The 11,999-nt window shown below is 53.8% G+C and carries 11 protein-coding genes; 5 read left to right on the top strand and 6 right to left on the bottom strand.

Translation table 11 applies throughout. The features are described from left to right. Window positions 1–118 precede the first annotated feature (118 nt). Window positions 119–340 (top strand): hypothetical protein, encoded by a 222-nt coding sequence (locus B9A24_RS12265; protein ID WP_084446267.1) that lies wholly within the window; start codon window positions 119–121, stop codon window positions 338–340. 118 nt (window positions 341–458) lie between these two features. Here B9A24_RS12265 and B9A24_RS12260 read toward each other — a convergent pair whose 3' ends face one another. The 6 genes from B9A24_RS12260 to B9A24_RS12235 all read right to left on the bottom strand — a co-directional run bounded on the left by B9A24_RS12260 (window position 459) and on the right by B9A24_RS12235 (window position 6,196). After that, complete coding sequence (locus tag B9A24_RS12260) at window positions 459–1,364, bottom strand: SDR family oxidoreductase (protein ID WP_084446266.1); 906 nt, start codon at window positions 1,362–1,364, stop codon at window positions 459–461. 78 nt (window positions 1,365–1,442) lie between these two features. After that, a complete protein-coding gene (locus tag B9A24_RS12255; protein WP_084446263.1) occupies window positions 1,443–2,084 on the bottom strand; it encodes a peptidylprolyl isomerase in 642 nt (213 codons plus the stop codon). Between the two features lie 82 nt (window positions 2,085–2,166). Next, a complete protein-coding gene (gene hemC, locus B9A24_RS12250; RefSeq protein ID WP_084446261.1) occupies window positions 2,167–3,135 on the bottom strand; it encodes a hydroxymethylbilane synthase in 969 nt (322 codons plus the stop codon). Window positions 3,136–3,357: 222 nt separating this feature from the next. Continuing rightward, window positions 3,358–4,491: a DNA polymerase III subunit gene (locus B9A24_RS12245; RefSeq protein WP_084446259.1), complete on the bottom strand. Its 1,134-nt coding sequence runs from the start codon at window positions 4,489–4,491 to the stop codon at window positions 3,358–3,360. A 61-nt stretch (window positions 4,492–4,552) separates the two neighbouring features. Continuing rightward, window positions 4,553–5,770, bottom strand: a complete 1,218-nt coding sequence (locus B9A24_RS12240) for a GlmU family protein (RefSeq protein WP_084446257.1) — start codon at window positions 5,768–5,770, stop codon at window positions 4,553–4,555. A gap of 180 nt (window positions 5,771–5,950) precedes the next feature. After that, the gene (locus B9A24_RS12235) at window positions 5,951–6,196 is read right to left on the bottom strand and encodes a type B 50S ribosomal protein L31 (RefSeq protein WP_084446324.1); all 246 of its coding nucleotides are present in this window, start codon (window positions 6,194–6,196) and stop codon (window positions 5,951–5,953) included. 636 nt (window positions 6,197–6,832) lie between these two features. Here B9A24_RS12235 and B9A24_RS12225 point away from each other — a divergent pair. The 4 genes from B9A24_RS12225 (at window position 6,833) to secDF (ending at window position 11,956) form a co-directional block, all read left to right on the top strand. Continuing rightward, complete coding sequence (locus B9A24_RS12225) at window positions 6,833–7,417, top strand: non-canonical purine NTP diphosphatase (RefSeq protein WP_084446253.1); 585 nt, start codon at window positions 6,833–6,835, stop codon at window positions 7,415–7,417. 207 nt (window positions 7,418–7,624) lie between these two features. Then, window positions 7,625–8,257: a uridine kinase family protein gene (locus B9A24_RS12220; RefSeq protein ID WP_084446251.1), complete on the top strand. Its 633-nt coding sequence runs from the start codon at window positions 7,625–7,627 to the stop codon at window positions 8,255–8,257. A 180-nt stretch (window positions 8,258–8,437) separates the two neighbouring features. After that, the gene (locus B9A24_RS12215) at window positions 8,438–8,833 is read left to right on the top strand and encodes a hypothetical protein (RefSeq protein WP_234997241.1); all 396 of its coding nucleotides are present in this window, start codon (window positions 8,438–8,440) and stop codon (window positions 8,831–8,833) included. Between the two features lie 144 nt (window positions 8,834–8,977). Next, complete coding sequence (gene secDF / locus B9A24_RS12210) at window positions 8,978–11,956, top strand: protein translocase subunit SecDF (protein WP_084446247.1); 2,979 nt, start codon at window positions 8,978–8,980, stop codon at window positions 11,954–11,956. Window positions 11,957–11,999 lie beyond the last annotated feature (43 nt).

The raw sequence follows: 11,999 nt of genomic DNA, 5'->3' as shown, positions 1-11,999 counted from the left end.
AAAAGCAGGTTTATCTTCCTTTCCACAAGGCCTATTGTGGTTGTACTATTGTAACGAAGATCGGGTAGCGCCTAGAAGTGCTGCTGATTTTCACTCCGCTTGCCTGTTCTACCCTCCTATGTCCTCTTTACTCTTCAAACGTCGTCAGGGGTACGCTTTGCGTTACTTATTGATAGAAATGGCGCGGCAATCGGCCCCCCAGATGTCAGATTTTGAAACCATTGATGGAGACTTGATTCCCTATGCTGTGGCTCAAGCTGCTCTACGCAGTGGCCGGGCAGTGATGGTTGGTAATCTGCTGGTAGGCATGGTTGCCTCAGCAACGGATGGTACTTGGTAAATTTTAAAATAAATGGTTTCGGCACGCGGCATTTGCTCGCGACGCTGTCGAAACAATAAAGGTTGTTGCAATAGGTGTGTTAAAAAACCCGCAGGTTCTGCCCGCGGGTTTTTTGCGTTTATGCTTCCTCAGTCTGGCGCGCCAACAAGGCAATTCCTTCCTGAAAAGTATGAGGCTTATACCCTAAGTCGCGTTGGGCTTTGGTAATGATGAAGCCAGTGCGGGGAGGACGCTTGGCGGGCTGCGTGAACGTGCTGCCGTCGGCTTTCACAATTAGCGATTTATCGAGCGCAAAGTAGTCGGCCACCTGCAGCGCCATCTGATAAGGCGTCAGTAGCTCGCTACTGCTAATGTTGTAAACTCCAGTCGCATCTTGCCGCGCCACCAGCCAACATCCCTGCGCCAAATCTTCTGCCAGGGTAGGGGTGCGAAACTGGTCGTCTACAACGTTGATCTGCTTGCCGGCTCGCAGCGAATCGCGCACCCAGAGTACGATGTTGGTGCGGCCATAGTCATGCACGATACCATACACCAGCACCGTTCGCACAATAGCCCAGGAGCCTTTACTGGCTTGCACCGCCTGCTCGGCAGCCAGCTTGCTTTCGCCATAGAAATTTATGGGAGCTGGCACTTCTTCCTCGGTCAGGGGGCCTTTTTTGCCGCTGAATATGAAGTCAGTGCTCACATGCGTGAGGTGAGCCTGATGCTGCTCGCAGGCCGCCACGAGGTGCTCTACGGCCGTCACATTCTGAAGCCAGCAGGGCTCCCGATTCAGCTCGCACTCATCCACATTGGTCATAGCGGCCGTGTGGATAACGTGCGTAGGCTTTTCGGTGCCTAGCACCAGCTGTACCTGAGCGCGGTCCGTTACATCCAGCGGCACAAAGCGCAGATCAGGATAGTGAGCAGCTAGCTTGTTAGCGCCGCGCGAAGTAGCAATGATTTCGACGCCTTGTTGCTGCCGGAGCAGTTCAACTAGCTTCTGGCCTAATAATCCATTAGACCCGGTGAGCAGAATACGCATAGTGTGTTATTGGATGGGTGAGTGAGTGAGCGGGGAGCGCTCTTGCGAGCTTTATACCCCCCTCCATTCACGCATGGATTAATACTGGTACCCGTACAGCTCCGTGATTTTCTTTTTTTTCAGCTTATCCACTTTCACTGTCATCTTCACATCGGTAATGGGCCGGTCGCGGGGGCCGGTGGGCTGGGCCGCGATTTTATCGATTACATCCAGCCCACTAATTACTTGCCCGAATACCGTATAGGCCCCATCTAGGTGCTTGGTGCCCTGGTGATTCTGGACAACATAAAACTGCGACGCGCTGCTGGCGCGGGTGGGGTTCACGTAGTCGCCCTGACGAGCGGCGGCTACGGCACCAAACTTATGTTGTAGCTCTGGCCGAATTTCGGCGGGGATGGGAGTGGCGTCGGGCTGACCAGCACCATCGTTGTCAGGGTCGGCGTCTTTGGTATTAGGATCGCCGCCCTGAATCATAAAATTCTGAATGACACGGTGAAAGGTTGTGCCATCGTAGAACCCGCTTTGGGCCAGCTTCAAAAAGTTAGCCTTATGCTCAGGTGTCTGGTCGAAGAGAATCAGCTTCATTTCGCCCAGGTTGGTACTGAGTGTTACCACTTCATCCTTTTTGCTTTTGCGGGGGGCTTTTTCAGCCTGAACAACAAGTGTGAGAGACAACAAAAAGACCAAATTCAGCGCCCAAACGCGGGAAATAGTATTCATGATACGAAAAGCTAGTGCAGTAATTGGTTTTGGATCAAGTGGGTTTAACGCCAGTAGAATCTGGATTTCAGGCTTGTTCAGCTTAAAACGTACTCGAGTCCGACTCCCTGTGGCCGCGGATTTCAGCCAATATTTGCTTGCCACCACGGCTAAGCACGCTTTCAGCTAAACTGAAGCCCATATTCTCTGCTTGATCTACGTCGGTGACGGCGCTGATTTCCTCTACGTACTGCTGCCCATCGAGGCTGATCAGGCCGCCGTGGAGCTGTAGCAAGCCCTCATCGGTGTAAGTGGCCAGGGCAAAGGATGGGATGCTGCAGCCGCCCTCCATAGTGCGCAGAAACGCCCGCTCAGCGCGTAGGCAGGCATGAGTATCCGTGTGGTCCAGAATTCCTTGGAGCGCTATTTTACGCCCTAAGTCCAGATTCTTGGCGCACTCTATAGCAATGCTTCCCTGGCCGGCCGCTGGCACGAATTGCGTTTCGGGCAGCATGTGCGTAATCAGGTGGTCGTACTCCATGCGGTGCACGCCGGCAAAGGCCAGCACCAGCGCATCGTATTGTCCTTCTTCCAGCTTGCGCAACCGGGTTTGCAGGTTGCCACGAGATTCCGCCGTGATAATATCAGGGTAGTAGCGCTTGAGCATGGACCGCCGCCGCGTGCTGCTGGTGCCGAGCACAATGCTCGGCTGTTGCAGGGAAAAGGCGGGGTCAAAGCTGACAATTACATCGTTCACTTTTTCGCGCTCCATAAAAGCCAGCAGTTCCAGATCATCCGGGATAGTACTCTGCACGTCTTTGGCGCTGTGTACGGCAATATCGATCGTGCCATTGCGTAGGCTTTCTTCCAGCTCTTCCGTGAACACGCCTTTGGCCCCAATTTTATCGAGAGAGCGGTCGAGCACCACGTCACCTTTGGTGGTGATAATGACGATTTCGGTTTGGAATAGCTCCCGCTCCAAGCAGGCTGCTACGTGGTTAGCCTGCCACAGCGCCAACCGGCTACCACGGGTACCTATACGGATAGAACGATCAAAAAGCGTGGTTTTCAACTAACTATTTTAAGGTAAGACAACTAATTAAAGCTCGCTGGGGGGCTTTTTTTAACCCATCCCATTTTGGCAAGCCCGGCATGAGGGGTCTTAGATTACTTTTATCGGTCCCTTTCGTGTCGTTGTGCAAAGCTACAAATGCCTTTAGCAATGACATGACTATAGCTTGTTTAGCAGCTGCTATAGCTAATTAGCAAAGTGTATTTTGTAGTTTAATAGCCTCTAAACAGGGATTTTCAGCAATTCCGCTACCCGCAAAGAGGTATCCACGAAGACCATGCGCGGATTGGCATTGCGCTCCACATGGTAGTGAGCATCGTTCAGCTCAGTGGTAATCGACTCAGCATTGCCCGGATGCACGAAGCGGCTGAAGCGACTCACGAACTGTTGCTCGGCGGCCGGCAGATGCGGGATTAATTGTGCGTCGAGGCCGTAAAGCAATACTTTGCGGAGCAATCCGAGGGCGTAATGTAAAAACTCCTTCTGATTTTCACGCCCCATTTTCTGAAACTCGTCGCTTTTTTCGAGCACTTTGGCGAAGTTGTCCTGAAAGCATAAACGCATCCACTCGGTGAAAAAGGTGAAATAGTCGTTGTCGGGGGCGGTGCGAGCGGCTAGGGCAGCACCGAGGTTACCATCGGCTATCTGAGCGAGTTGGCGAGCTTTGGCCTCGGGTATGTGCTGCTCATCGTGCAGATAAGCCGTCAACTCATCTTCGGTGAAAGGTCGCACTACCACGGGCTGCACGCGGCTGATAATGGTGGGCAGCAGTTGCTCAGGCGCGTGGCTGACCAACAAAAAAATAGTGGCGGACGGCGGCTCTTCCAGCAGCTTCAGCACCGCATTGGAGGCGGCAGGGTGCATCAGCTCGGGCAGCCAGATTAGCACGATTTTGAAGCGCCCCTCAAATGCTTTCAGTGATACCAGCTTTAATAATTGTAAGCTTTCCTCCTTGGAAATACTGCCCTGCTTGTTCTCAGCGCCAATGTGCTGCATCCAGTCATTAAGTCCTTGGTAAGGATTCTCCAGCACAAACGTGCGCCAGTCGGCGGCAAACTTGCTGCTTACCGCATCCTTCGGCACTTGCTTGGTGCTGGTGACGGGCACTATAAAATTCAAGTCCGGATGAACGAGCTTATCCAGCTTCTGACAAGCCGGGCAGTGCCCGCAAGAATCCCCGTCAGTTGAGGTGCGGCCCTCGCAATTCAGAAACGTAGCATAGGCTAGTGCCAGTCCTAAAGCGGCCGAGCCTTCAGCACCCCGAAAAAGCTGCGCGTGCGCCACATGCCGCCGCTGCACCGACTGCACCAGCAACTGCTTGACTTTGGTTTGATCAGGAATTTCAGCAAAGCGCATTCGGGGGACAATTATCAATGAGCAATTTGCTATCTGGCTATTCTGTTGAATCGCTCACTGTTCATTGCTCATTGATAATTCTTTTTTCCCAAACTCTATCCTTGGCCGTGGCCTCAAATACGTGCTGCATAATTGCTTGCTCTTTGGCATCATATTCCAGCTGGCGCCGAGCCATTACGCGCTCGGCCACTTCGGCTACTTTGGGCAGCTTAAAGGTTTCGAAGCCGGCTGAGCCACCCCAGCTGAAGCTCGGGATAAACGTGCGCGGAAAGCCGGCGCCAAAAATATTGGCCCCCACGCCCACCACCGTACCCGTGTTGAACATCGTATTGATGCCGCACTTGCTGTGGTCGCCCATCATGAGGCCACAAAACTGCTGACCCGTATTCACGAAACGACCCGCCGCGTGGCTCCAGATTTTAACCGGCGCGTAGTTATTCTTGAGGTTGGAGGTATTGGTATCGGCGCCGAGGTTGCACCATTCTCCTATTACAGAGTTGCCCAGGTAGCCATCGTGGCCTTTGTTGGCGTAGCCAAAAAAGATAGAGTTGCCGACCTCACCGCCCACTTTGCAGTAGGGGCCCACAGTATTATCGCCGCGCATTTTGGCACCTGGGTTGATGTGGGAGCCTTCGCACAAAGCCAGGGGGCCTTTTATGATAGCACCTTCGTGAACTCGGGAGTTTCTGCCCAGATAAATCGGGCCATCTTCCGCATTCAAAATAGCCGCTCGAATTTTCACTCCGGGCTCAATAAAGATGTTTTCGGCTCCGTACACGATGGTATGTGCATCGCCAATGGGCTCCGACTGCCGACCACGGGTGAGGAGAGCGAAATCCTGGCGAATTTCGGCCCCATTGCGCAAAAACAGGTGCCACAATTCACTGATTACTGTGACGGGTTCTGCCACTTCGGTGGTGCTGGCTAGGCCATCCTGAATTAGCTCAGCTACTTTGCTGGCGTCGGGTAGATGGGCAGCTACCAGCAGGTCGCCATCGACAAGGGCTTGGCCGGGGGTCAAATTTTGCACCTGTCGCGCCAACAAGTCATCGGGCAGCACGGCACCGTTGATTACCAGGGCCGGACCGCTGACGGCACCGGCCGGAAATTTTGCTTGCAGGTAAGTCTGAGCCAGGTAAAATACGTCTTGTCCTAAGCGATACTGCCACTTTTCGGCGATAGTCAGGATGCCGCAACGCAAGGCAGCCACGGGCCGGGTAAACGTAAAGGGCAACAGGTGCGGCCGAATAGCAGGGTCGTCGAAGAGCAGGACGTGCATAGCTTTTTGGTGACAGACGTCACGAATCGGTTGTCAGGACTGGAGGGCAATTTGGCTCCTAGATGTATTCGGCGGCAAGTTGGCATAAATAAAAACTCCCACCAGACAAGCCAGCGGGAGTTTCAATACTACTTTCTCTACGTCGCCACCAAGGACGACATGGAACGGATAACAGAATGACTACTTCTTCTGGTAGCGGTTGCGGAACTTCTCCACGCGGCCAGCAGTGTCAATAAATACGTTTTTGCCAGTATAAAAAGGGTGCGAAGCACTGCTAACTTCCACTTTTACAACTGGATAAGTCTTACCATCCTCCATCGTGATGGTCTCCGTAGAGTTCATCGTGGAGCGAGTGATAAACTTGAAGTCGCTGGAGGTGTCCTGAAACACGACTTCGCGATACTCGGGGTGAATGTCTTTTCTCATGGTCGGAAATACCGTTAAAGCCTTCTTAGCCTGCCGATTTTGCGGAAGGGATTGCAAAAGTACGCGTTCCATTCGAAATTAAAAACTTACGGGCGGCATTTCACACTCCTTACGCCTTATAGTGAGCACACTAGCGGTTTTTGACTAGTTTTGAACACTATCCTTATTGCGTTTTCCACTACTGATTTATGGTGTCTTCGGCTGATTTCCTCTTGTTTATGGTTGCTTCACAGCTTCGCTTTTCCACTTTGCCACCAGCTGGTTCGATTTACTCTTATACTCAGTATGCAGCGAGTACGACTCCGCCCTTGCCCTTTGCTGCGAATGTGTTGGCGTATCAGTTTCTTGCCCAAAAAGTAGCGCCTGAGTTTGGCCGTGAACTCTATTTGCCCAGTGGAACAACCGACTCCAGCGCTTTGCGTGCGGAAGCCACGCGGTTGTCCGGTTATCAGCAACAGCCAAGCACTCAGGATAGCTTTCTTCAGTTCTGGGATTCGGTTTCCGATGGGTTGGAACGGGCTTGGCGCAGTATCAGAGTTCTGCTTCGGTAATCAGTACCAGACGGGCTTGCAGCTATTTAACCCTATTTTAGACATCGTCTCAGCTGGTTTTTGCACCTTACTTTAATTGAGTCACATGCGTATCTGCTTTGCCACGAATAACGAGCACAAGCTTACCGAAGTTAGAGCCCTACTGCCATCAACGATTGAGTTGGTGAGCTTGCAGGATATTGGCTGCCACGAAGAGCTGCCCGAAACTCAGGATACGCTATCGGGCAACGCCCGGCAGAAGGCCGAATACGTGTGGGAGCACTACCACACCTCGTGCTTCGCCGACGACACCGGCCTGGAAGTAGATGCGCTGGACGGCGCGCCCGGCGTGTACTCGGCGCGCTACGCCGGCCCCCAGCGCGCCGCCGCCGACAACATGGCCAAACTGCTCCAGAATTTGCCCCCCAGCACCGACCGCAGTGCCCGGTTTCGCACCGTCATTGCGCTGGTGCTCCCCGATGGGGAGTGGCAGGAGTTCAATGGCGTAGTGCAAGGCCGCATCATCGAGGAGGTGCGCGGGCAGGCGGGCTTTGGCTACGACCCGATTTTCGAGCCCGCCGGCCATCATCAAACCTTCGCTGAAATGACGCCTGAGCAGAAGAATAGTCTCAGTCATCGGGGTCGGGCAGTAGCGCAGCTGGTAGCGTTTCTGGCTGGAAGGGAAGGTTAGGAAGGACCGTTATTTTCTGTGAAAAAAGCCCCCCAGCGCGACTATTCGCTGCGCGCTGGCTGTTGGCAAATGCCTGTTTAAACCTGTTCTATACAATGAAGTAGTGGGCTTAGCTAGACCACGTTTTTTCAAAGAAGCGTAACGCTGGCGTCATTTTGCTTAATTTTGCACGGTTGGCCCTGTTGGTACGGGCCGCTTTCCCACCCCATGCAACATCCTTTCATCGTCGGTATTACGGGTGGCAGCGCCTCTGGCAAAACCACGTTTCTGCGCCGTTTGCTCGCTTCCTTTCCCGAAGACGATATCTGTCTGATATCTCAGGACAACTATTACCACCCGCGTGAAAGCCAGTTGGTTGACCCCAACGGCGTCACCAATTTCGATTTACCTTCCTCTATTGACTCAGCGGCTTACGCGGCCGACGTGCTGCGCATAAGTCAAGGGCTGGAGGTTCGGCGCCCGGAGTACACGTTTAATAACCCGAATGTTCAGCCCAAAGAGCTGGTGTTTCGCCCTTCCCCGATTGTAGTGGTGGAGGGCATTTTTGTTTTTTACTTCGAGGAAGTCGCTCGCCTGCTCGACCTGAAGGTGTACATCGACGCCCGCGAGCATGTGAAGCTGCAACGCCGCATTGCGCGCGATCGGGACGAGCGGGGCTACGATTTGGAAGATGTACTGTACCGCTACACGAACCACGTAGCACCTACTTACGAGAAATATATCAAGCCCTTTAAGCAGGACGCCGACATTGTGATTCCAAACAATCGGCACTTTGATAAAGGCCTGGAAGTGCTCGTATCGTTTCTGCGCAGCAAAGTAGCGGCTGCTCACCAGGAGTAGTCTTTTTCATAGGGATGTCAACCCAAAGAGCGCGGCTGCCTGGACGCGCTCTTTGGGTTTAGAATGGCTCTAAAGAAGTGTTTGACAACGTATCCTTTGAATTAATGAGCGGCGGTGGCAGTTGCATTTAGCGGTTAAAAATTCGCGTGCGTCCTGGCTCTGTTGGGCCGCGCAGCCCAAATGGCTATATTTGCAGCGTTTAGTTTGCTCATGGTCTCAGCGCGCCTCACTGTTTTAGCTTATTTACGTTTCGTGCTGCTCGCGGCGACGTTGCTGTTTGTGCTGGGACTGAACCACCGGGCAGTAGCTACCCTGCGGGTTGCTGGGGGGCAAATGGCGCGTATTGGCGCCGCCCCGAAGGCAGCAGTAGTAAAGCAGAAAGTAACCCTGGAAGCCACGGGTAGCGTGGCCGTGTGGCTTGTTCCCGCCGCTGACGCCTGGTTTCCGGCATCGGTGCCGCTTACCTGGCCTCGCCTGCTGGCGCATACCTTGAAATTTGCCCCCCAACCCGGCGCTCTGCCGGATTTTTTCCGCGCCCGCCTGCTGCTGGCCGCGCTCTCGCCGCAGGCTCCCTAGCTGATTTGCTGCTTTCTACTGAATAAAAAGCTGATGCGCCGCTAGTGCCGGGTGCTTATCGCTTTCGCCAATCCGCTTCAGTAGAGAAGAATCAGCATTTAGAGTACTCAGCACAATAGCACAGTAACAAAACAACTTATTAGTATGCGTAATAAAGGACTTATTATCGCCCTCACCCTTATCGTATCGGTGTTGTGCATTTACTTCCTGTCGTTCACCATGGTGTCGCGCCGGGTGCAGCAGCAGGCCGAAACCTATGCCACCCGCAATGGGCAGGTAAACCAGCTGAAGCGTCAGCGCTACCTCGACTCGGTATGGCGCGCACCCGTGATAAACGTACTGGGTGTAGACTACACCTATAAAGACGTGCGCCAGAGCGAGCTGGGCCTTGGCCTTGACTTGAAGGGTGGCATGCACGTAACGCTGGAAGTATCACCGGTTGAGATTGTGCGGGCGATGTCCGGCAACTCCAAAGATCCGGCCTTCACCAAAGCGCTCACCCAAGCCCAGGAACTGCAAAAAACCAACTCGGGCACGCCATTCACGTCCTTGTTTGCGCAGGCTTACCGCTCAGTTGCGCCTGAGGGCAAGCTGGCTCGCATTTTCGCCAACACCACCAACAAAAGCCGTGGTATCGACATTAACTCCACGAATGCCCAGATTGTCGGGGCTATTGACCGGGAAGTAGAAGAAGCTATTGACCGCTCTTTCAACATCCTGCGCACCCGCGTTGATAAGTTCGGGGTAAATCAGCCCAACATTCAGCGGGTAAAAGGCACGGGCCGCATTCAGATTGAGCTGCCCGGCGTGGATAACCCGGAGCGCGTGCGTAAGCTGTTGCAGGGCCAGGCCAAGCTGGAGTTCTGGGAAGTATGGCGCAACGACGAATTTGCTCCCTATCTCAATCAGCTCAATGAAGTACTGGTAGCAAAAGATGCTACCACCAAGCCTGCGGTAGCTCAGGCTACCGCTACTGACACTGCTGCTACCGCCACCACCGGCGACTCTACTTCTCTGGCCAGCCAGCTGGCCAAGAAAAACGCCGCCGCTCCCACCGATTCGGCCAACCTACAGCAGAGCAGCCTGCTGGCTCGCCTGTTTACGATGCCGGGCGCGTTGGGCTCCAATGTGCGCGATACAGCCCGCGTAAACGACCTGCTGGCCAGCGCGGAGGCCCGCGCCGTATTGCCTCCTAACCTAGTATTCCTATGGGATGTGAAGCCTACCGTAGTGGACAAGCAGGAATACTTGCAGCTCTATGCCATTCGTAAGACGCGCGATGCCATAGCACCGCTAGGTGGCGAGGTAGTAAGCGACGCCCGCCAGGACTACGACCAAGGTGGCCGGCCTGAGGTATCAATGCAAATGAACCCCACCGGGGGCCGCAAGTGGCAGAAGCTGACCGCCGCCAACGTGGGCCGTCAGGTGGCCATCGTGCTGGACGACAACGTGTATTCGGCACCCGTAGTGCAGGCCGAAATTTCGGGGGGCAATTCCAGCATCTCCGGCAATTTTACCATTGAGGAAGCTCAGGATTTATCCAACGTACTGAAAGCCGGCAAGCTGCCTGCCCCTACGCGTATCGTGGAAGAAGCGGTAGTTGGTCCGTCGCTGGGCCAGGAAGCTATCAATCAGGGCTTGTATTCTTCACTCGCCGGCCTGGTCATCATCATGATTTTCATGGCGATTTACTACGGCAAAGCTGGTTTAGTGGCCGACTTGGCCCTGATTTTCAACATCTTCCTAGTATTGGGCGTACTGGCCCAGTTCGGCACGGCGCTTACGCTGCCGGGTATTGCTGGTCTGGTGCTCACCTTCGGTATGGCAGTAGATGCCAACGTACTGATTTTTGAACGGGTTCGGGAGGAATTAGCGCAAGGGCTCACCCTCAAGGACGCCATCAATAAAGGATACAGTCGTGCTTTCTCGGCCATCTTCGACTCCAACATTACGACCCTGCTTATCGCCGTTATTCTGGGCTTCTTCGGTACGGGTCCGGTACAAAGCTTTGCCATCACGCTCGGCATCGGGGTACTTACCTCCTTCCTGACGGCGGTGTACTTGTCGCACCTGATCATTGAGTGGATCACGAAAGACAAGTCGAACATGACGTTCACCACGCCTCTTTCGCTCAACTTGTTCAAGAATGTCAACTATGACATCGTGGGCAAGCGCAAAATAGCTTACGTCTTCTCCACAGCTATCATTGTTCTTGGTTTTGTATTAATGGCCGTGCAAGACGGGCCAAACCTGGGGGTTGACTTCCGGGGTGGCCGCAGCTACACCGTTGATTTCAACAAAGACATGGTGGCTTCGGACGTGCGCGCCGCGCTAACCGATGATTTGCAGAACTCCGGCATTGAGGTAAAAACCTTCGGTGCTTCTAACCGTCTGCGCATCACGACCAGCTACCTCGCCAACGACGAAAGCACCGAAGCGGATCAGAAGGTAGAGCAAGCGGTAAAAACAGGCTTGCAGCAATATGCGGTTAGCAACCCAACGATAGTAAGCACGTCGAAAGTGGGTGCAACCATTGCCGACGATATCAAGCAAGCCTCCGCCGTGAGTTTGCTGCTTTCTATCCTGGGTATCTTCGTGTACGTGCTGTTCCGCTTCGAAAAGTGGCAGTTCTCGCTGGCCGCTGTTATCGCACTGTTGCACGACGTGCTGATTGTGATAGCCGCCTTCCCCATTGCTCGTCTGTTCGGACTCACGTTTGAGATGGACCAGGTATTCGTGGCCGCTATCCTCACTGTTCTTGGTTTCTCCATCAACGATACGGTAGTTATCTACGACCGAATTCGGGAGTATTTGACAGAGAACCCACACCTGACTTTTAAGCAGGTGGCCAATCCGGCCCTGAACAGCACGTTCTCCCGTACTATCATCACCGCTACCACGGTATTGCTGGTGGTAGTTGTACTGTACATCTTCGGTGGCGAAACGCTTCGCTCGTTCTCGTTCGCGATGATTATTGGGGTAATTTTCGGCACGTACTCGTCGCTGTTTATCGCCACACCAATCATTTTGGACACGTACGGCGACAAGGAAATCCGTCAGGCTACGGTAGCCACCGATACGCCCGATGCCGACGCGCCGCGCATCTCGACGGCCGTGCGCTAGGTAGTTGCAGCCTAGCTGCCAATATAAAAAAGCCCNCCACATA

The sequence above is a fragment of the Hymenobacter roseosalivarius DSM 11622 genome (genome assembly GCF_900176135.1).
Taxonomy (GTDB): domain Bacteria; phylum Bacteroidota; class Bacteroidia; order Cytophagales; family Hymenobacteraceae; genus Hymenobacter; species Hymenobacter roseosalivarius.
Note: the sequence above shows the minus strand (reverse complement) of the source record. Positions and strands in the feature narration are given on the sequence as shown.